At 45.6% G+C, this 21717-nt stretch carries 18 protein-coding genes; 4 read left to right on the top strand and 14 right to left on the bottom strand.

The genetic code is table 11. The annotated features are described in order from the left end of the window. Positions 1 to 6 precede the first annotated feature (6 nt). The 11 genes from GZK95_RS02985 to GZK95_RS02935 form a co-directional block, all read right to left on the bottom strand. Positions 7 to 1326 (bottom strand): CpaF family protein, encoded by a 1320-nt coding sequence (locus GZK95_RS02985; RefSeq protein ID WP_225624012.1) that lies wholly within the window; start codon positions 1324 to 1326, stop codon positions 7 to 9. Positions 1327 to 1440: 114 nt separating this feature from the next. Next, positions 1441 to 2652 (bottom strand): AAA family ATPase, encoded by a 1212-nt coding sequence (locus GZK95_RS02980; protein ID WP_075710009.1) that lies wholly within the window; start codon positions 2650 to 2652, stop codon positions 1441 to 1443. A 12-nt stretch (positions 2653 to 2664) separates the two neighbouring features. Beyond that, the gene (locus GZK95_RS02975; protein ID WP_075715301.1) at positions 2665 to 3186 is read right to left on the bottom strand and encodes a TadE/TadG family type IV pilus assembly protein; all 522 of its coding nucleotides are present in this window, start codon (positions 3184 to 3186) and stop codon (positions 2665 to 2667) included. Next, positions 3183 to 3662 carry a TadE/TadG family type IV pilus assembly protein gene (locus GZK95_RS02970; RefSeq protein ID WP_225624001.1) on the bottom strand — a complete coding sequence of 160 codons (480 nt, stop codon included), beginning with the start codon at positions 3660 to 3662 and terminating at the stop codon, positions 3183 to 3185. Before GZK95_RS02970 ends, GZK95_RS02975 begins: the two co-directional genes overlap by 4 nt. 1 nt (position 3663) lies before the next feature. Next, a complete protein-coding gene (locus GZK95_RS02965) occupies positions 3664 to 5025 on the bottom strand; it encodes a TadE/TadG family type IV pilus assembly protein (protein WP_075715302.1) in 1362 nt (453 codons plus the stop codon). Between the two features lie 21 nt (positions 5026 to 5046). Next, on the bottom strand, positions 5047 to 5274 hold the full coding sequence (locus GZK95_RS02960) for a hypothetical protein (RefSeq protein ID WP_075710003.1): 228 nt from the start codon (positions 5272 to 5274) through the stop codon (positions 5047 to 5049). A gap of 9 nt (positions 5275 to 5283) precedes the next feature. Then, positions 5284 to 6750, bottom strand: a complete 1467-nt coding sequence (locus tag GZK95_RS02955; RefSeq protein ID WP_075715303.1) for a type II and III secretion system protein family protein — start codon at positions 6748 to 6750, stop codon at positions 5284 to 5286. A gap of 7 nt (positions 6751 to 6757) precedes the next feature. Continuing rightward, on the bottom strand, positions 6758 to 7510 hold the full coding sequence (cpaB, locus tag GZK95_RS02950) for a Flp pilus assembly protein CpaB (protein WP_075709999.1): 753 nt from the start codon (positions 7508 to 7510) through the stop codon (positions 6758 to 6760). Between the two features lie 17 nt (positions 7511 to 7527). Further along, positions 7528 to 8838 (bottom strand): AAA family ATPase, encoded by a 1311-nt coding sequence (locus tag GZK95_RS02945; protein WP_075715304.1) that lies wholly within the window; start codon positions 8836 to 8838, stop codon positions 7528 to 7530. A 20-nt stretch (positions 8839 to 8858) separates the two neighbouring features. Then, a complete protein-coding gene (locus tag GZK95_RS02940; protein WP_225624002.1) occupies positions 8859 to 9356 on the bottom strand; it encodes an A24 family peptidase in 498 nt (165 codons plus the stop codon). A gap of 26 nt (positions 9357 to 9382) precedes the next feature. After that, on the bottom strand, positions 9383 to 9595 hold the full coding sequence (locus GZK95_RS02935; protein WP_075709993.1) for a Flp family type IVb pilin: 213 nt from the start codon (positions 9593 to 9595) through the stop codon (positions 9383 to 9385). Positions 9596 to 9907: 312 nt separating this feature from the next. On the opposite strand from GZK95_RS02935, the gene GZK95_RS02930 reads away from it, so the two are divergent. The 3 genes from GZK95_RS02930 to GZK95_RS02920 all read left to right on the top strand — a co-directional run bounded on the left by GZK95_RS02930 (position 9908) and on the right by GZK95_RS02920 (position 13574). Next, the gene (locus tag GZK95_RS02930; RefSeq protein ID WP_075715306.1) at positions 9908 to 10624 is read left to right on the top strand and encodes a helix-turn-helix domain-containing protein; all 717 of its coding nucleotides are present in this window, start codon (positions 9908 to 9910) and stop codon (positions 10622 to 10624) included. Positions 10625 to 10798: 174 nt separating this feature from the next. Further along, positions 10799 to 12487, top strand: a complete 1689-nt coding sequence (locus GZK95_RS02925; protein WP_075715307.1) for an AMP-binding protein — start codon at positions 10799 to 10801, stop codon at positions 12485 to 12487. 190 nt (positions 12488 to 12677) lie between these two features. Then, on the top strand, positions 12678 to 13574 hold the full coding sequence (locus tag GZK95_RS02920) for a LysR substrate-binding domain-containing protein (protein ID WP_075715308.1): 897 nt from the start codon (positions 12678 to 12680) through the stop codon (positions 13572 to 13574). A 114-nt stretch (positions 13575 to 13688) separates the two neighbouring features. Here GZK95_RS02920 and fusA read toward each other — a convergent pair whose 3' ends face one another. From fusA to radA, 3 genes are all read right to left on the bottom strand, one after another. Then, entirely contained in the window at positions 13689 to 15776 is a 2088-nt protein-coding gene (gene fusA, locus GZK95_RS02915; RefSeq protein ID WP_075715309.1) for an elongation factor G, read from the bottom strand. A 341-nt stretch (positions 15777 to 16117) separates the two neighbouring features. Then, positions 16118 to 17722: a GGDEF domain-containing protein gene (locus GZK95_RS02910; protein WP_083626236.1), complete on the bottom strand. Its 1605-nt coding sequence runs from the start codon at positions 17720 to 17722 to the stop codon at positions 16118 to 16120. A gap of 108 nt (positions 17723 to 17830) precedes the next feature. Next, on the bottom strand, positions 17831 to 19210 hold the full coding sequence (gene radA / locus GZK95_RS02905) for a DNA repair protein RadA (RefSeq protein ID WP_075709983.1): 1380 nt from the start codon (positions 19208 to 19210) through the stop codon (positions 17831 to 17833). 135 nt (positions 19211 to 19345) lie between these two features. On the opposite strand from radA, the gene GZK95_RS02900 reads away from it, so the two are divergent. Then, complete coding sequence (locus GZK95_RS02900) at positions 19346 to 21688, top strand: PilZ domain-containing protein (RefSeq protein ID WP_075715310.1); 2343 nt, start codon at positions 19346 to 19348, stop codon at positions 21686 to 21688. Positions 21689 to 21717: the final 29 nt, after the last annotated feature.

Raw genomic sequence — 21717 nt, 5'->3', positions numbered from 1 at the left:
CCTCCTCTAGCTCTTCTCGTTGAACAGTTCAAACGGCACATCTAAACCACGCTTGATCAATTGATCGTGGCAACTTGGTACAATCCCGGTTGCGACATAACGTCCCAGTACATTACCGTGCTCATCGACCCCTTGTCGTTTAAACGTAAAAATCTCTGACATGGTGATGATCTCACCTTCCATACCATTGATCTCTTGTATGCTGACCATACGACGTTTACCGTCTTCTTGGCGATCCATCTGGACCACCAAATGAATCGCTGAAGCGATTTGTGAACGCAGGTTCTTAGTTGAAACATTCCAGCCAGCCATCGAAAACATATTCTCTATACGGCTTAACGCATCCCGTGGAGTATTAGCATGAATGGTCGCTAACGAACCATCGTGTCCCGTGTTCATCGCTGAGAGCATATCTACCGCTTCGCTGCCACGAACCTCCCCCACCACGATGCGATCCGGTCGCATCCGTAGCGAGTTTTTAACCAGTTCCCGTTGAGGAATCTCTCCTTTGCCTTCTATGTTGGCCGGTCGCGTTTCTAAGCGGATGATATGAGGTTGTTGCAACTGCAGTTCAGCCGAGTCTTCAATCGTCACAATGCGCTGGTCGCTAGGAATAAAACTAGAAAGAATGTTTAAGCTGGTCGTTTTCCCCGAGCCTGTACCGCCTGAGATAAGTATGTTCATCTCCCCGACCACAGCTGCATTTAAGAACTTCGCCATGGGTTCGCTCACCGAGCCAAGTTCAAGCAAGTTGTCCATAGTTAGGCGCTCAACCGCAAAACGACGAATAGAAACAGAAGGCCCGTCAATCGCAAGTGGAGGAATAATGGCATTAAAGCGAGAGCCATCTTTGAGTCGCGCATCAACCATGGGAGATGACTCATCAATTCTGCGCCCAACTTGGCTGACGATTCGATCAATGATATTGCGTAGGTGGCGGTTGTCTAAAAAGGTATGAGGTGTGCGTTCTAGCTTACCAAAGCGCTCAACATAGATGTTTTTGGGTCCGTTAACCAAAATGTCTGAAATGGTACTATCAGCAAGCAGAGGTTCTAGCGGTCCTAAACCAAACACTTCATCTTCTATCTGCTTGACGATTCTCACTCGCGCTTCTGAACTCAAAGGATGGGTTTTGTCTTCATTGATCAAACGGCTGATCGCCTCTCGCAACTCTTCTCGACCACGATCTTCTTGAAGCTGAGAAAGAACACCTAAATCCAGAGTATCGAGTAATTTCTTGTGATAGTAGTGCTTAATCTCTTGTTCTTGCTCAAGTTGCTTCGTCTGCTCCTCTATCACTTTTAGCTTCGCTTCCATTGGCGTCATGGCATCACTTTGTACCACTTCAACCGCATGCTCAGGTTCGTGCTGAGGTGTAGTTGGAATATCTTGCAAGTTATGACTGACGTTTTTTCTTTTAAAAAACATAGCGTTCCCTCACTAACTAAAAAGCTTGCCAAACCAACCTTGTTTTTCCTTTTCAGGTTGCTCTATCTTGTGAGACAAATCCGCCAATGCCGTTTTAATGGCGCTATTTCGTTTTGCTTGTACGATCGGGTTGCCTAAATTCGCACACTCCATCGCAAGCTGAAAATTATTGGGGATCAGTATCACAGTTTTTTCTTCGAGCGTATCTTCTATATCTTTAAGTGATATTGGCGCTTTCTTTTCATATCGATTGACGACTAAATCCAACTGTTCGCTTTTTAAACCATAGTCGAACTCTAAACTTCTTACTAAATCGGTTGCATGTTTAACTGAGGTAATATTTTGCTGTAGGACGAGATAAACATGGGTGGCAGGAGAAACAACTTGCTGAAAGGTATGCTCAATTCCTCGCGACATATCAATCACAATATGACGATAGTATTGGCGCAAAACTGGCAGCAACTTGCTCACCTGTGACGCAAGCTTATGGTTTTGTTCTCGTGTTTCGGGACTAAAGCTCAAACAGCTTAACCCCGATGAATGTTTATAAACTAAACCATCTAAAGAGAACTCATCGAGATCGCCTAAGGCGTTGATGACATCGTTAATACTGTACTTAGGGCGACTATTAAGGTAATCCGCAACATCACTAAACTGGGTATCCAGATCAACAAGCAATACATTCCCTTTTGAGTATGTCGCAAGCTCGATGGCTGTGTTGGTCGCTAGTGTTGTCGCACCCGCTCCCCCTTTGGTATTGATAAAAAGTGTCAAGCTCCCCATCTCACGTGCCGCTACTTTATCCTCAGCAGTGACTTTAAGTAGTGGATAGAGCTCACCAAACTCTGCGGTCAATGAGAAGTAATCTGACGCCCCTAAGCGCAATGCCATTTTCAACGATGCGGTGTCGGTCTCTTCACCAAAAACAATTAAGGTACTGTTTTCTCCGGCAAGATGTTTATTGGTCGAGAAAACGTGAGCGACTTTCTGCGCCCATCCATCACCAACCTCAATGTAGACGATATCGGGTGCCGGTTTGTTCTCTAAAATATCTGGAGTAAAGTGCGACAACTCAATCCATTCAATATTCAAATTAATGCAATCCGAGACTTCTTTATCAATATGATGTTTAAATGATGAAGATGCGTATACCACCCATAACGTCAAGTTGGTTTTTAGCGTTAGATAGCTCTTCTTCTCTTCTAAATTTATTGGCTTTAGCATCACGCTACTCCTTTAGCAATCCGTGCGAGTCGCTCCGGTTGACGATATCTGCCTTAAAATGCCAAGGCTTTCAGCAGGTAAAATTGTCTCAAATGATGGTGTGTTTCCGGTGATGTCGAGCAAGGTTGAAAGAACCACAAAACGATAACTGTAATCAACGGCCCGCGCTCTGACATAACGAACCTGACTAAACTGCGCCTGCAAAGTTTCGTTATCAGCAATAGGGGTCGATAAAAAACCAGAAACATCTACCTCAGCGCCATTCGCGTCTAAATAAGCAATTTCTAAGTTGTCAGAATCAAACCCGGATGGGTAAAGATTACTCAACGAGTCTAATTGAGGGATGTCGTCACGGTCACTGATATGACATACCGTCGCTAAACGAGCCGCTCTTCGCGTGACTTCATTAACCATTTGTGTGGAATAAAAATAGGCGGCGAGTTCGAGAATCGCGAACAGTAGCAACAACACTGAGGTCGCAATAATAATAAACTCAACTTGAGTGACACCTCGTTGTATTTTCCTTTTCATCATGGTGCTGTCCTCATCTTGGCTGCCGCATCAAAAGTAAAGTTCAATGGGGTATCGCGAAAAGGTAAGCGTGAGAAAAACGGCGTGTAAGTGTATGAGGCGCTGAGCGTGACCTCTTTTGACGCTGGGGTAGGAATCGTCAACGTCACGTTATCTAAACCTAAATAATCGAGTAATTGTACCGGATCTGCAGCCACTGAAGGCGTCCCATACACTACGACATTTTTAATGTTGCTCTCGTCGGCAATTGAGCCAAAATCAAGTGTGCCGTAGGTATCGACCACCGCATATCTCACCCCATTCTGCAAAGCTTTGTTGACCTGAGTGTATTGAATCAATGCGCGACCAATATCAATAACTAAGACTGCCAACATCAAAAGTACCGGTAGCGCGATAACAAACTCCAACGCAGCCAAGCCACGCTGAGTACGCGAACGTTTTAACCATCGATTAGGGGGATTGACTATCATTCTTTTCATATCACGAAGCTCCACTCAGTGGATCTTTGTAAAGCTGAATGCGATACAATCCAGCGTCCTCAGGCTCAACGCCTGTCGAACCATTATTGATTATGCAATCATATAAAAACTGTCCAAACACCGAACTTTGCCCTGTTTGGCCAACACTTTGCAGTAAAAAGAAACACCCAAGTCCCATCACTTCATAAGTGGTTTTACCGCCAGCATCAGTGCAATCAACGATCGGTATACGCAGTATTCTTCGACCACTCGAACCACTCTCAGGTAAGTAACTGCTTTGATCGCAAATACCACCTTCACCCTGGCAACTCGCTAACTCTTGAACATAGTTGCTGTAATAAAAGTCCCCAGCATAATCTTCACCCTCTTCTGCTCGTACCGACGGCTCTTTAATGTACTTATCCGGTAAAATCGTGCCATCATCTTGCATCGGACCTTGGAAATTATTGAGTCGGGTGTTCAACCCTTGTGCGACTGGACCAATTGAGTTGCCTGGCTTGGTCAATACTGTTCCTCCAATGGTTGCACAGGCATTGTATGCTCCCGCCAGCGCTTGACGAACTAACGCAGAACCGCCACCACCTCCGCTGTTACCATTGCCATTGCCGTTTCCATTGCCGTTTCCGTTGCCATTTCCATTCCCGTTACCACTGTCGTCACTAGAGTCGGCAACTTGTCCAAAGTCGAGTAGATGGAAATTACCGGGCCCCATCTCGGTTGAACTTTGTGAACCTATTTTTAACTCATGAATTTGGTCCGGCGAGTTGTGAGCAGTATTCAAAATATCAACGCCTGCTTGCTGATAGCCCCAAGCGTTGTCTGCGTCACCACTCGGATCACCACACATGGCAATCGGCGTGATATTACAGACTTCATTAATGGCCGCGCTTCTTCCTGCCACCGCACTGGCCGAAACATTTTTGTCGACTCCGAACAGATAGCTTAAAAACTGGGTTAACTCGACATCCTGTACTGATACGCGCACATAAATATCATTGTTTCCCGCTGGCGGTGAGAAAGCCCCAGCAGCACTGAAGGTTTCAAGGTCAAATGAAAAGGTCACGGTCGTTAAGTCGTCACCGATTGCTAACTGATTATTCCCAGCTTCGCCAGAGAAACTGGCTAAGGTGCTTCTCGCAGCAGCTTCGGCCAGCGTCACGTCACCCGTTTCATCCGCGACAACCGCAGCAGATAACGCCGCAGAGTCGACAGCATTTTGCAAACGTGTTTTGTTCAACACTTGATGGTTCAAGTCAATACTGAACCCAGCAACTCCGAGTAAAAACAGCATAACTAAACTAATGAGCACCAAGGTTATGCCGCGCTGTTTAGCTCTTGGTGCGGATTGGTTGAGAGCCAACATAGCCCCTCCCAAGTGAATGCATCACTTACGTTTCTTGGCAATTCCTGCGCTAGGGTAATTCTCAAGGCTGGTTTGTGAGCGAGGCCCATGACCATCTGGAACATAACCTAGGTTTTCCTGCGTCGCGTTAGGGTTATAAACTTGCTCAGCTTTTAACTGACTAACACTGACGCCCAGTGCAGGTTCATTCGCACAGCCCACAAGGCTTAACGCGATAAACACCGTGCTTATTGAAATTACGTGTTTCATGTTCGCCTCCTAAAGACTGTGCCCAAATTTGCCCTCTGAACCACCATCAGCCGAACTGAACTCCATCGTGTCATTGGTATTATTTTGAATTGTGGTGGGTAATTGATATTTATCGAAATCCAATCGAGCGCCCTGTCCTAAAAGATAGAACTCAACATCATTAGGACTGACAAAACCATCGGTGGGTAGCGTAATATTGCGACGGTCAATCGGTTTAGCTAGACGTGGGGTCACCAAGATTACGAGCTCTGTTTCCCCAGAGGTAAACTCCTCTGATTTAAACAACTGCCCTAGAACTGGCACATCAGAAACGCCGGGAATACCATCGGCGACATTGCGCGCATTCTCACTTAGCAATCCTGCGATACCAATTGTTTGTCCGTCAGCCAATTCCAACGTACTCCCTGCACTACGCTTAGTGATAGGAGGAACAAAGAATGTCGCATTCACCTCTCCTGGGGTATAAGTGAGCACGCCTGAATTGGCCACTTCACTGACATCCACCAGCATCTGCAAATTGATTTTTTGGTCACTGAGTACGAACGGGATAAAATCAAGCGCTACCCCATATTCTTTATAATCGATGGTGATACCATTCTCATTTGGTACCGGAATCGGAAATTCACCACCGGCCAAAAATTCAGCTTTAGTGCCACTTAAAGCAGTTAAACTCGGTTCGGCAAGTACTTTTGCCACGCCGTTTTGCTTCGCGATATCGAGAGCGAAAGTGAAGAGTGTATTGCTATCGACAAATGAGCCAAGTAGACCGAAATCGTCAACAGAAGGGACATTTAAAATTGGACCGATACCATCAATACCCGCACCATTGGTTGTCGCCCCCCATGTAATATCACCGCTGCGTTGGAAGAAATGGAAATTAGAATCAAAACGGCGCACCAATGAACGCTGAACTTCAGCGACAGTAACTTCAAGAGTCACTTGCTGCGCGCCACCAATAGTCAAAAGGTTGATAACACTGCTCTCTTCGACTTGATCGTTCTTTGCGTCATCATTTTCATCAATAGATTCGCCAAGAGAGAAAGTTTCGGCAATCTTGATCGCGGTATCCATGTTTTGCTGAGTACTCACCAGCCCTTTGAGAACAATTTTGTCCTGAGAGCTATGAACTTCAATTCTTTCGTTCGGCAAAAACTCAAATAGTTTGGCTTTTAGAGAGTTAATATCATGCGTCACCTCTACGCTGAACGACTCTATGATCCGACCGCGCGAGTCCCAAACCGTGACATTGGTTGTCCCAAGCCGCTTACCAATTAAAAACAGTTCGTTGGATCGCAACACCAACATATCGACAATAGCTGGATCGCCCAAGGTGACTTTTTTCGCTTTACCCGAAATCACCACTTGGGTTGATTGGTGATGTGGAACGGTGACAATTTTGCCCGACTGGGCGGTCACTGCTTGGACAGAAAAACTCACTAGCAGCATCTGAATTAAGAGAAGTATTGTTCTTTTCATAAGTCACCTAATTGCTCACTCGGACTTTAGAAGCCTGAGTTCCTTTAATTACGGTCACACTTGGCGCAGGAGCTCTACGCTTCGCCACTACCGGCTGATCCACTTCATGAGGATTGCGTAGGGCGAGTTGAATATCCCCCTTACTGTTTTCCGTGAGTAGTTTTTCAGCCTCTTTTGGGGTCACTTCCAATGTCACCGCACGAACGATCACTGGTTTGTTATCATTGGTCTTGGCTGTCTGGTCTACGGCGAGAACCTTGATATTTTTGAGTATGGTACGCGTATTGGCATAATTACCCCGCGAACTGATGGTATTTAGCACATCGACTTTGTTCCCAGGTAATAGAAAACCCGCGACACCAATAACATCATTGACTCGAATGGTTACCGCGCGTTTGTTTTCTGGAATTAAGGCCGCTAACGTTGCCCCTTCACCCGGCAACGCTAAACGATTTGGATTCACCATCTCGCCCGCGTAAATGGTCGTTGCAACAATCTTACCAATGGCCTGATCCGCAGACTTAAGCGTCTCTTCTTTGATCCAGTCCACTTCCATTTGTTTGGTAGTAAAGTGCTTTTCTTCAAGTACTGTCCCTGGCTCCAATTCATTGGCAGCAATAAGGACGGGGTGCCGTTCAACCTGTTCAAGTTCAACCGTCGGCTGCGCTTGAGTATCCATCCAGCGCTTTGCGACATATACAGCTCCCAATCCAAATACCACTGATAGGAGCAATAACATTAAAATTTGACTCCGGCTCATAAGACGAAATCTCCCTTTCAATCAATGGTGAAGTACAATCCCCAAGCCGCGCGTAAGATGGTTGGAGACACTATTTTTTCTTTCTCTTCGAACACTAAAATGTCACGGCTGATACCTAACAAATCTTTCGGCAAACAAGGATAGAAACCGACTTGATGCGCTTGATGAAGTTCAAACACCACCTCAAAAAAAGACGTACAAAGCGTGAGTTCTCTTTGCTCCGCCACTTCTTGCCACAGATCGATGTAATCTTGCTTATCCAAAGGTGAAAATTCGATTTTGTAACCAATACGGCGCAAAAAGGCCGGATCCGCGATCGAGCTCGGGGGAAGGTTGGAAGAGAACGCTAATGTTAAGTAGAATGGCACGCTGATCTGTTGCCCATTAGGCAAACCAAGATGGTCGACCATGTATTCCATTGGCACAATCCAGCGATTTAACAACGCTTCGACAGGCATACTTTGTCGCCCTAGGTCATCAATCACCAAAATGCCATTGTTCGCCATCATCTGTAACGGCGCATTCCACACTCGGTTATGCTCATTATGGTTGACCTCTAGCATCTCCATAGTTAGTTCACCACCAACTTGAATATTTGGTCGTTCACACAGCACCCAGCGTTTATCATAATGGCGACTTAAGCTGGCAAATGTCTCTTGATGAATATTGTCCAAGCGCAAATGATGCTGGGGCGAATACACACGAATGACATTTCCATCTGCGTAAACTGCGTAAGGGATAAACACCGACGTACTGAGCGCATTTAACACTTTAGATGCAACGAAGCTCTTACCTGTACCAGCATGACCATAGAGCAACAACGCTCGACCAGAGTTAATCGCAGGCCCCAAAATGGGCACCAAATATTCCGAGCCATAAACGTCTGAAAGCGCTCTTTCCACATCATTGCGAGTAATTGGTTGAACACGAATATCTTGCGCTTTAACCACTTCAATATAACTCTCTAGTGCAATCGGAACGGGTCCTAGGTAAGCATCTTTACGGTACGCTATGTCAGCTTCAGCAATACCAAGTTCAGTCAAACCATAGCGGACATCAGAATACACACTGGTTGAAAAGTCTGTTGTAGGCTGAAACACAGTGACAAGGTTGCGATTACGCAGCTGGACAAGCGTATCTTCAACAATTTGCGAAACAACCCCTAAGCACTGCGTTAGCTCAATTAGGTCACTTTTCGGATAAGCGGCTAAATGCTTGAGCAACAAGTTCTCAACCACACTGGCGGGAATTCCAAGCTCCTTGGTATTTGCCGGAACTTTCGGAGGCGATACTTGCGGCACCAGTTCATTAGCTAGAGATGATCCCATCACTTCCTCCTGAAGTTTCGTTAATACAAGTAGTAGTAGCTTGCTAACCCTATGACGATTGCGGGCGCAAAAGGAATGACAAGTTTGGTTCGGTGACTAAACTTATAGGTGGTGCGATAGTAGTAATAGCCTTGCAGATTTTGCTGCAAAGAAAGCTGTGATGTAGCCAGAAACTGCGCTAAATAAAAGCAACTAACGACACCACCAGCCATAATGATTGCAGCTAACACTGGTAAAAGCTGGTCAAACCCAACCCAAAAGCCAATTACAAACAACAATTTGACATCACCCGCTGCCATGGCCTTTCGCCAGTAGAGAACTAATGCACCACAAAAAGCGATAAAAGCACCGGTCAAATGATCGGTTGCGTCTGTAGTCCCGTATGAAAAGACATGGACACATGAAACTACAAACAGCAACACTACCAACTTGTTCGGGATACGTTGGTTTTTGGCGTCAGATACCCCGATAACAAGCATTAGGCTCCAGAAGGCAACAAAAAGAATGTCAATCTGCATAGTCAATGGCTTCGAGTTAACGATGTCTAGACACCGCCGCCATCACCACCGTCGCCGCCATCGGCTTCGATGCCATCAATTTCATCAGCAACATCCTCAAACTTATCAGCGAGTGTGCCCCAGAAATCGATAGAAAGTAGTGCGGCTACAATCAATGCAGCGCCCAAAATGTACTCTAAAAGTGTTAGACCTTCTTCGTCTTCAATAAACTTTTGGATTTCATGGCGAATTGCTTTCATATCCCTGTCCTCAAAATAAACTCAAAGTTTTTCCTACAGTTCGCGTTGTCTCCGCGGTGCTGTAAATTAACAGTAGGACACCAAGAAATTCTAAAGTTAGGACTTTTTTGCCAATTGGTTGTACATTTTTGCCATCGGTAAATTCATACTTGTCTGCTAAAAAGATCACACTTTTCTTAATATTGTCTAAACTTCTTGTAATTACTGCTGATCAAACTATTCAATCTGTCACCTAGAAAACAATAAAACCAAGGTTTCAAGTTCGTCAGGCTATGGCTAGGAGGAAACTATAAGAACAACTGGAGAATTATAATGAAAAAAGACTTAGCCACTGTTCACTGGCTCGGTGCACCAGTTAGGCATTGCCCGCCTTACTTTATTGCGATGTTAGAGAAGCGTTTTGATGTAGTTGACTGTCAGCAAGACACCGCGATATTGAGTGAGAAGTCCGTCCGATACTGTTTTTTCTTCTATCGTCCCCAATATGAACAATGCCTCAGTAGCGCTGTTCTAATGTGTAAGAATCTTGATAAACACCTCATCGTTATTCATACCAATGAACTGGGTTGCTCCAACTTCGACGTGCCCTCGATTGTGGAAACTTATCAATTCAACCCAAGAACCGCTCTTGAGTGGCTCAATAAAATAGAGGTGAGTTACTTTTGGGATCTTTCCGCTCACCCCGGCTTAAGAGCATTTGAAGGCGAAATTGACATCGATATCAGCCCTGCCTTGTTTTATGTTTCAGAAAATATTCAAAAAGAGATTCGTGAAGAGGCGGCAGCCGCTCTATGTCACTACTCAGTGACCTATTTTTCTAAAGTGTTTAGTAAAAAAGTCGGCATGTGTTTCCGTGACTATGTTACCCATCAAAGAATTGACATGGCCAAGCGAATGCTTGCTGCAAGTAGCGATACAAAAATCGCCTACATCGCCTACTCATGTGGTTATCAAGACGTCTCGTACTTCTCACGCATATTTAAGAAGAAAACCGGCACGACACCAGGCGCTTATCGGCAAAATTACTAGGTCACACTTCTTTACGATATTGTTCCCTACCAGCTCACATCGTGCTAAAGTTAACATTGTGTTAACAAAAACATTTCCTTCTGGCTCGATAAGGTTGTACCTGCAGTTCGCTCTCTACTGTACGGAGATATCGACGACAGAAAGGACTATCTACTAATAACAGGGAGTTAACCAATGAATCAGCCGCACGAGTTGAAAATAAAAGGATGCACCTTACCCCCACCCAATGAAATGATCCTGAAATGGGCAGCTGAGCGCCCAAATGAGATTTATCTTAAGCAGATCATTAACCGCCAGTTTGTCGAATACACCTACGGGGAAGTGGCAGACAAAGCATTGCGTCTTGTCACCGCACTACGTGAACTCGGTGTCCAGCCGGGTGATAAAGTGGCGTTAATCTCTAAAAACTGCGCTGAGTGGTTTATTTGCGATATTGCCATGATGTTAGGTGACTACATCAGTGTGCCTGTGTTTCCCACCGCGGGTGCTGAAACCATAGAACATTGCGTGACACACAGTGGCAGTAAAGTTTTGATCGGAGGTAAGCTAGATGATGCGGCTGCCACAGAGCAGATTATTGATAAGTTCGATGAACTGATCACCATCAGTCTTCCCTATGACAGTGCACCGAAAAACTGTCAGCACCAGTTTAATCAATTGATACAAAATGCCAGCCCTAGTGAAGAACGACCAATCCACTATGACGACAAGTTAATGTCGATTGTTTACACCTCAGGAACCTCGGGGTTACCAAAAGGGGCAATGCTCACTTACGGAGCATTTTCATGGTCAGCGCAACAACTGATTAATCATATCGGCATTGAGAATGATGACCGCCTCTTCTCTTACTTGCCGCTGGCACACATTACCGAGCGTGTGTATATCTTTGGTTCATCGATAATGGGAGGCGTACAAACCGCCTTCCCTGAATCGCTCGACACCTTTATTGAAGACGTGAAAATGCAACGCCCAACGCTGTTTATCTCCGTACCGCGGCTTTGGACACTCTTCCAGCAGCGCATTCAAGATAAATTGCCGCAAAAGAAACTCAACTTCTTACTCAAGATTCCGTTTGTGAACTCATTGATTAAAAAGAAACTGGCGGAAGGTTTGGGGTTGGACCAAGCACGCGTACTTGGCTGTGGCTCCGCTCCAGTCTCGCCGGCTCTACTTGCTTGGTATCACAGCGTCGGACTGAACATTACCGAAGCTTGGGGAATGACTGAGTCTTTTGCTTACAGCACGCTCAACTATCCATTCCGCGCCGACAAAATTGGCAGTGTTGGGAATGCCGGTCCAGGCATCGAACTCAAAATCGCCGCCGACGAAGAGATTATGGTGAGAGGCAAAGGGTTGTTCTCTGGCTACTACAAAAATGATGAAGCGACTCAAGAAACCTTCGATGATGAAGGATGGCTGCATACTGGCGATATTGGCTATTTGGACAGTGAAGGCTACTTAACTATCCAAGGGCGTAAAAAAGACACCTTTAAAACCGCCAAAGGCAAATTTGTTGCCCCAGTCCCCATTGAGAAGAAGTTGTTTGAATACAGCCGCGTTGAAATGATGTGCTTAATTGGCTCTGGGCTACCCGCTCCTATCTTACTGGTGGTGCCACATGATTTCCCTAATTTTGACCGCGCACGCTATGAACGCACTAGTGAACGTGTCATTAAAAGAATGAATCAAGAGTTGGAATCTCATGAGCAGATCAAAGGGGTGTTAATGATCAAAGACCCTTGGAGCATTGAAAATGGCATCCTAACGCCAACACTCAAAATCAAACGCCATGTTCTTGAGAAAAAATACCATGATGTGGGAGCCAGTTGGCCTAAAGATAAACTGGTGGTGTGGGAGCAGTAGCAAAACGACCTAAGACAGAAAGGGCGCACTGCGCCCTTTTTGCTCGAAAATAGACTCACGCCTAAAATCGCCATGTAACACTCGCAACCTATCGCATCACCTTCCTCTTCTCTATCTTGCTCAGTATGATAGAAAACCAAGCCATGATTGAGTCAACCGACGCTGCTGACTAACGATAAAAGTGAGATTGATGGATAAGCGATTACGTTATCTTGCCGCGCTGCGCTATTTTGAAGTCGCCGCTCGTCAACAAAGCTACAGTAAAGCCGCAAATGAACTCTGCGTTAGCCAAGCCGCGGTGAGTCAAACCATACGTCGCTTAGAAGAAGAACTAAGCTGTAAACTCTTTGTGCGTAAGGGACGTAGCATGCTCCTCACCGCAAAAGGTGAAATGCTACTTAGCCATGTTTCAACTGGCTTTGAGCAAATCCTAAGCGGGTTAAACAAAATCCAGCAAGAACCGCTTGAAGGCGTATTAAAAGTTAGCGCCCCACCTTCTTTTGCTTCTCGCTGGCTTTTACCAAGGTTGTGGAAGTTCTCTATTGAGCATCCGGGGATTCCAATTCGAATCATCACCACATGTGAATCTTTGGATGTTCAACACGGTGAAGTAGACGTGGCAATCTGGCAGGGAGATGCCTGCTCCGCTTTAGAGGGACTTGAACAAGAGTTATTGCTTGAGGAAGCGATCTACCCTTTTTGCTCGCCAATGCTCGCACAATCAACATCATTTATCGAACCAAAACAACTACTTGATTGTTGGCTAATTCATTTTGATAACTCTGAAATCGACTGGAGCAAATGGTTTGCTCAGGCCGATGTCACAATGGATAAACAAACGGTACAGTGGATGGAAGTGGGAACGTTTGATATGGCGATGAGCGCCGTCGTTGCAGGGCATGGAGCCTGTTTAGCCAGTGACTCTCTAGCGGGGGATTTTATTGAGCGAGGGTTATTAGTGAAGCCTTTTGATTTGCCGCTCTCTCCGGGAATCCGGTTTCATCTGTTCACCTTGCGAGATTCAGCCAGAAAACAACGCATCAACGCGTTTACCACTTGGTTAAAACACGAGATCAAACAGAAATAGGCATAACTCGAACACCCTGATAAAGCCCTTAAATTCTCCAGCGTCCCCTAATTCAGGCAAATAAAAAAGCCTCGCAAATGCGAGGCTTTTCAATTCAAGCAATTAACTTAAGAATTACTTCTTAGCGTTACGCTCTTTAACTTCTGCAATCACTTGCTCCGCCACGTTGTTTGGACATGGGTTGTAGTGAGAGAATTCCATAGAGAACTGACCACGGCCAGAAGTCATAGTACGTAGAGTACCGATGTAACCAAACATTTCTGATAGAGGTACATCACCCTTGATACGTACGCCAGTAGTACCAGCTTGTTGATCTTTGATCATACCGCGACGACGGTTAAGGTCACCGATTACGTCACCAACGTGGTCTTCTGGAGTGAACACGTCAACTTTCATGATTGGCTCAAGAAGTTGCGCGCCAGCTTTAGGCATAGACTGACGGAATGCGCCTTTAGCAGCGATTTCGTAAGCGATAGCTGAAGAGTCAACTGCGTGGAAACCACCGTCGAATAGTTCAACTTCTACGTCTAGAGTTGGGAAGCCAGCTAGAACACCGTGGTCCATCATGCTAGCAAAACCTTTCTCAACTGCAGGCCAGAATTCTTTAGGAACGTTACCACCAACAACTGTTGAAGTGAACTTGAAGCCTGAACCTTGTTCCCCTGGACGGATGCGGTAGTCGATCTTACCGAACTGACCTGAACCACCAGACTGTTTCTTATGCGTGTAGCTATCTTCAACTGCTTGAGTGATAGTTTCACGGTAAGCTACCTGTGGAGCACCTACTTCTAGCTCAACGCCGTAAGTACGCTTCAGGATGTCAACTTTGATGTCTAGGTGAAGTTCGCCCATACCTTTAAGGATGGTTTCGCCTGAATCTTCGTCAGTTTCAACTTGGAATGATGGATCTTCTGCAACCATTTTACCGATCGCGATACCCATTTTCTCAGAACCGTTCTTATCTTTAGGCTTAACAGCGATAGAGATTACTGGTTCTGGGAAGATCATTGGCTCAAGAGTAACTTCGTGCTTAGGATCACATAGAGTGTGACCAGTCTTCACGTTCTTCATACCAACAACCGCGATGATGTCACCAGCTTGTGCTGAATCGATCTCGTTACGGTCGTTAGCGTGCATCTCAACCATACGGCCGATACGCTCAGTCTTACCAGTAGCTGAGTTAAGGATAGTGTCACCCTTCTTCATCTTACCAGCGTAGATACGGATGAACGTTAGTGCACCAAAGCGGTCGTCCATGATCTTGAACGCAAGCGCTTTTAGTGGCTCATCTGCAGATACAGTAGCGAATTCGCCAGTTGGCTCACCAGTTTCTGGGTTAGTTAGTGGTTGAGGATCTACTTCTGTTGGAGAAGGTAGGTAATCAACTACTGCGTCAAGAACAAGTTGGATACCTTTGTTCTTGTACGCTGAACCACAGTAAGTTGGGAAGAACGCTAGGTCACGAGTACCTTTACGGATACAACGTTTGATGTCTTCTAGAGAAGGCTCTTCGCCGTCCATGTAAGCCATCATTAGGTCGTCGTCTTGCTCAACTGCAGTTTCGATTAGCATTTCACGGTATTCAGCCGCTTTTTCTACTAGGTCAGCTGGGATATCTTCAACTGAGTAGTTCTCTGGAAGACCTGAGTCATCCCAAATGTAAGCTTTTTGGCTTAGTACGTCTACAACACCACAGAAGTCGTCTTCGATACCGATAGGTAGAGTCATTACTAGTGGAGTAGCACCTAGAACGTTTTGTACTTGATCTACAACTTTGTAGAAGTCAGCACCCATACGGTCTAGTTTGTTTACGAAGATTAGACGAGATACGTGAGATTCGTCAGCGTAACGCCAGTTAGTTTCAGACTGAGGCTCAACACCACCTGAACCACAGAATACACCGATACCACCGTCTAGTACTTTTAGAGAACGGTAAACTTCGATTGTGAAGTCAACGTGTCCAGGAGTATCGATGATATTTAGGCGGTGATCGTTCCAGAAACAAGTAGTAGCTGCAGACTGGATTGTGATACCACGTTCAGCTTCCTGCTCCATGAAGTCAGTAGTAGTTGAACCGTCGTGTGTGTCACCGATCTTGTGGATTTTACCAGTTAGCTTAAGGATACGCTCTGTAGAGGTAGTTTTACCCGCGTCTACGTGAGCAAAAATACCAATGTTTCTGTATTTTGATAAATCAGTCATTGTCTTACTCTGTTAATAAGGTATAAAGTGCGCGCAGAGTATATCACATTCTGTCAAGACTGATACCCTTGCGTGCAGTTGGATGAAAAAAAATATTTAGGCCACTATGACTCTGTCAAATAATAGCTAAGTTTCACTATTCTGCCGTCAAAATAACGCTCGTTTGAGACAATTATTTCTTCGTTTTTAGACTTTTCTTGTCACAGTAAATGCTATCAAAATGGACAAATTACCCCGAAAGAGGTCTTTGATAGCGAGATGAGAACCACCAGCAATAGCAAAGGAACTGTCGGCTTGCCAATCGCTTGCTTCCGCTAAGAGCTAATTTCAGTCTCAAGCAGTTATAATTCGGTCGCACTCTGTTTGCGCTTTTTATTACTATACATATTCTCGTCGGCGGCTTGAATTACTTTTTGATAATGAGCGTGCTCGGCAAACTGCGCACGACCAAAACTCACACCAACTTTCGCCGTAAACTGGCGTTTAAGATCCGCTTCAACACTCTCAATCGCAGCCTCAACTTCCTCGGTCAGGTTGCTACTGAAAATAATGCCAAACTCATCCCCGGAAATTCGATATAGGCGCGATGAATGTGGCAAATTGAGCGTTAACTTTTTGCTGAACTCAATCAGCAAACGGTCACCCATATCGTGACCATAACGGTCGTTACAGGATTTCAAACCATCGAGATCAATATAAATAAAGCTGCACTCTCTACCGACCGTCAGCAGATGCTTTTCCATCGCATAGCGGTTGGGTAAGCGAGTGAGCGGATCCGTTTGAGCGATCGTTAACATCTCCTGCGCCTGTTTGAGTGCTCGAGTTTTATCGGCTTCAAGCAGCACCATTTGATAGGCAATAACAAAGGAGAGCAACAGAACTTCACAAGCAACCGCCAGCAAACCGATATGAGACATGTAAATAGTCTGGAATCCTTGAATCTCCTCCTGAGAGATCGCAATCGCGCCGAGCACAACAAATCCTAAGTTTGCTAACAAGTAAAGGCGAGCAATAACGTTACCTTGCAAGCTTCGTCGTATGCCCACCAAGATACCGAACGCGAGAAAGATTCCGACAGAGAAACGATTAAACTCATTCTGATAATGGGGTAGCCAAAATGAAAGAACAATGAATAAAGAGAACAGCGAGATGATCAAACAGCCGACCTTCCAAAGTATCGGGTTACGCTGATTACTCACTTTCAATAAGGCAAGAACAAAGACGATATAAGCGATATTCGAGAATAAAATCGGCCAGCTAGCGCCGCCAAACCACCGACTCCCAAGTAAATGGGAGGCGGCTAATAACGAAGTCGCGTTAAAGATTAAGTTACCCAGTATAAACAAGGCATACATCAAATCCACCAAGTTCGAGCGAGCCAATGAAAGCACTAAGTAATAGAAAAACAGCGCAATCAGAATCCCCAACCCCACTAATGTGATGGTATTACCAACCCTAACCTGCTCAATATAATGATGTTTATCGATCACGAATGGCGTAGGCGGTGCAATATTAAACTGGGATTGTTGATAGGTGATCAGCGTATAGTGACCATGACGAAGATAGATGTTTTGACCATTTCGGAGAAAATAGTCACTTACATCATCGCGCCAGATTCCACCCTGTCGCACCGTAACTAAACTATCAAATTGGTCAAACAGCAGGTGCTTATATTCGCCGATCAACGCCGAGTTGCGAAAATCAATCACGAAGTCACCTGCGGTCAATACATGAAACTTCACCACACTGATCTGCTCGCCGCCCGTCAGTTCAAAACTCTTTTGTGGGGAGAGCGATTGAAGGTAAGAAGCTAAAGAGTGCTCTGACGTCCATGCCTCGCCTCGATACCATGCAGCAGGTTGCTCCACAGTATACTGAGGAACTAAGTGTCCATATGCCACATTTGAGAAAAGTAACACGAAAGCAAGCCAACAACGCAACCACATATCCCTTTGCACCGCATCCGTTAACAACGGGGCTCATTATGCATTAACAGCTTGCATTCGTACAAAATTGCAGCAAGTTTAACCAAAAATACGAGTCACATCTAAGTTTTATAACTCATCAAAAGCCTGAATAGCCTCAGATAGCTTCTTCACCCCATGTATTTGCATCCCTTCAATACCGCCTTTTGGCATATTGGCGGCTGGAACTATCGCTTTCTTAAAGCCATGTTTAAACGCCTCATTTAAGCGCTCTTGTCCGCTTGGCACAGGGCGAATCTCTCCGGCAAGTCCCACTTCACCAAATACCACTACATCTTTAGGTAACGGTCGGTCTCTAAAGCTAGATAATAGTGCCATCACAAGTGCAAGGTCGGCACTGGTCTCTGTAACTTTTACCCCACCAACAACGTTGACGAATACATCTTGGTCCGCCATTTGTAGACCGCCATGCTTGTGTAAAACAGCTAGCAATAATGACAGACGGTTTTGCTCAAGACCCACCGCAACACGACGCGGATTCGCCAACTGTGAGTAGTCCACCAGCGCTTGAATTTCGACCAATAGCGGGCGCGTTCCTTCCCAGACAACCATCACCGAACTGCCGGAGGTCTCTTCTTCTCCTCGAGAGAGGAAAATCGCAGACGGATTGCTCACTTCACGCAGTCCTTGCCCTGTCATGGCAAACACACCCAGTTCATTCACCGCACCAAAACGGTTTTTGTGGCTACGTAAGGTTCTAAATCGACTGTCTGTTCCACCATCAAGTAGTACCGAACAGTCAATAATGTGCTCAAGCACTTTCGGGCCAGCCAAAGTACCATCTTTGGTCACATGACCGACGATAAACACCGCAACATTATTCTGCTTGGCGTAGCGAGTGAGTGCCGTCGCCGATTCTCTCACCTGTGCCACGCTACCCGGCGAGGATTGAACATCAGCCACATGCATCACCTGAATCGAGTCGATCACCATAATTTTTGGCTGCTCTTTCTCTGCAATCTGACAAATGCGATCCACATTCGTTTCTGACAGCATTTTCAGGTTGTCTTTGGGTAAGCCTAAGCGTGAGGCGCGCATCGCGACTTGTTGCAAGGATTCTTCACCGGTGACATACAGTGTTGGCATCTGGGCAGACAAATAACACATCGTTTGTAGCAGTAGCGTCGATTTACCAGCACCTGGGCTACCACCAATCAAGATCGCCGCCCCCGGCACAACGCCACCACCGAGCACACGGTCAAGCTCTTTAAAGCCGCTGGTAAAGCGTGGTACTTCCTGCAAATCAATCTCAGATAGGGTCTGAACTTGACTCTCCGTGACAGCGCCAGCGTAACCGGTTAGGCGTTCATTTCGCGCAGCCGCCGGTGAAGCTGCAAGTCTAACTTCACTGATGGTGTTCCATGCTCCACAAGCATTGCATTGTCCTTGCCAGCGGGGGAAATCTGCGCCGCAATCATTACAAACGTATGCGCGTTTTGCTTTTGCCATGTGACCTCAATTGAATTTTGTGATGGTTGCTATCTAATAAGCCATGATATGGGCTTGATTCGCAGTAACATATCACTAAAGATCTATTTATCAAGGTCGATATCATTTTTGATAAGGAACATTCGCTAGGATCGCATGCAGCAAACTGAAGTCCTCTCCATCGCAGAAAAACTCATTCCGGTCTACAAAACGGATGATTTTGAACTCTTACTGTCCAAAGTTACGGATGGCGAGCCTCCTTCGCTTAAAATCTTGGTTAAGATGGAATTAAAGCGACTGATGACCCCCTGCTATCGCTCTATTGACCTTCGTGGTCGAGTCAAAGGTGAATGTCGCGAGTATGAACTTGACGGAATTATCCATTGGTTAGATGACGTTGCGTTTAACACCTACCACAAGAATGTTCGTAAGTTTAATGGCTATACCGAAGGTGTGTTTGAAGCCTTAAGTAACACACGTAATAGCTTTAAGGTGATGAACCAAAAAGGCAAACCTCAAGGTTCTGACCTAACCAACACCGCTATCACCTTCAACGCGGAACCCATCGTGATGGGGTACGATCTCAAACGTAAAGAAAACCGCCTCAAGCTTGCAACCCAAATCGTTATTCACCTATCAAGTGACCAACTAGTTCATGGGGTTACTGTTGATATTTCTCCTTCTGGCGGTAAGTTCAAAGTCCCGTCAGCGTTTGACTATAAACTGGGCGAAGTGATCACCATTCATTTTGTTGAGTTGGCAAGAACCAGCAAGATCCCCGGCATAAGCCAACACGTCAGTTACCGAATCGTTGGTATTGATGAGTCTTTTGAAAACGACGCGGTCAACTTTCTGCGCGTGCTCAAAGTCGATGATGTTGAGTTGGTCAACGATATCATGACGCATTGTCTGCAAAACGATACCCAACGGGCACGTCATGACAATCAAGATAAAGTGATTCGAGCTCGTTCGAGAGGTTATGAACACAACTACCTCAAACATACCTGCAACTTACCGATATTTTTTAGCGGTCATGAACTAAAACTGGTTCTGATGACCGAGAACAACCACAGCATTTGGCAATATTGGAATGACGAACGCAACCAACTGACGCTAAGCAATTTGTTCAGTCCGGAAAGGATGGAACTTATGACCAAGCCGGGTATGCGAGGGAGCAATAGCGTGCTCTACACCTTTAAACATCAGCACGCTGGCAAAGATCTGTTTTTCTCGATGATGATTCCCGAAGCAAGCCGTGAGTTACGCCAATTGTTTTGGCACGTTGGTGCTCATCGAGAGAGTTGGAAGGTTTTCCGCATTTCTGTTTTTGAGTTAAGTAATGAAGAACGGGCGCTGTTCGATGATTTACCACAAGAGTCGAGCGAACTCACGCAAGGTTTAACTCACTTTGCGATGTTGCAAGAGATCTCCGATGCCTGCTCAGGACAAGATTACTTATTGAGTGAGAAACCTCGCCTGAGCACCTCTGAACTCAACCAGTTCCGCCACAAACGTAACTGTAGCCATGTGCCAGTAAGCCTCTACTTTGATGCGCAGAACCGTCGAAAAGAGCCACGTTATCAGTTTCGCTCCCCGCTGTTTATTAGCTCAGGCGAGCAACAAGCGGCAGGCGTCACTCTGGATATCTCAAAACATGGTTTATATATAGCGTTAAGCACGCCCATCGAACTAAAAGCTGGAGATACCTGTCGCATCAACTTTAATGAGTTGCAACTGTATGACAAATCTTTGCCGCTGGATAACGTACCTTACAAAGTCATTCGTATCAGTCCGGGCGGAAAGCGAGTCCAGTTAGTGATTGAAGATAATGTACAGACCATTAAAACCATGGCGTTTTTTGGCAAGCTTATCGAACACAACCAAACCAAACTGACCGCCACTCAAGAGACATTGCCAAGCCATGAGATGCTAGAGAACTTGCACAATATTCTCTTAGATCGAATGATCAGTACGCCTCTGTTTGTCGAAAAGAAAGGTAACAGCCTTAAACCTAAAGTGATTGGCGTTAACTACCCTTTGCCTGCGCACTTAGCACTCTTTGCTAAAGTTGGGAAAAACAATCGCCTGTCGCTCGAAACCATTTACAAAGGACGTACCACCACCTTATTGGCCGCCCCAATGAAGCGAATTGAAGGCGCGAAACCGCAAGCCCAAGAGCTTTATATCTCAGCCATTAAGTTCGGCACACGCCTACAAACACTGCAAGCGAAACTGTGCTCGGAGTTTGAATCGACCAAGGAGCGTATTGAGTTTATTAAGAACAGTCAGAACATGGGCGAGTTTCATGCTCTGCGAATTTGTGCGGCACCAGTCTTCGACCCCATTACGGCGTTACTGCGCAAAGATTTGGAAGAGCTTAGCACCATTAGCATGCACCAAGCTCGAAGCTTAGAAAAAGAGATCTGCACGATTGTCGGTTACAGTGAGTACATTGATGTCACGGAAGAAGTCCTAATACGTCTCGAGCTAACTCAATAAAGACAAACGTGAAGCGAGCGACTAACCGC

The organism is Vibrio panuliri (assembly GCF_009938205.1).
Classification (GTDB): Bacteria; Pseudomonadota; Gammaproteobacteria; order Enterobacterales; family Vibrionaceae; genus Vibrio; species Vibrio panuliri.
The sequence above is the reverse complement of the archived record's forward strand: the minus strand, read 5'-3'. Positions and strand labels throughout refer to the sequence as shown.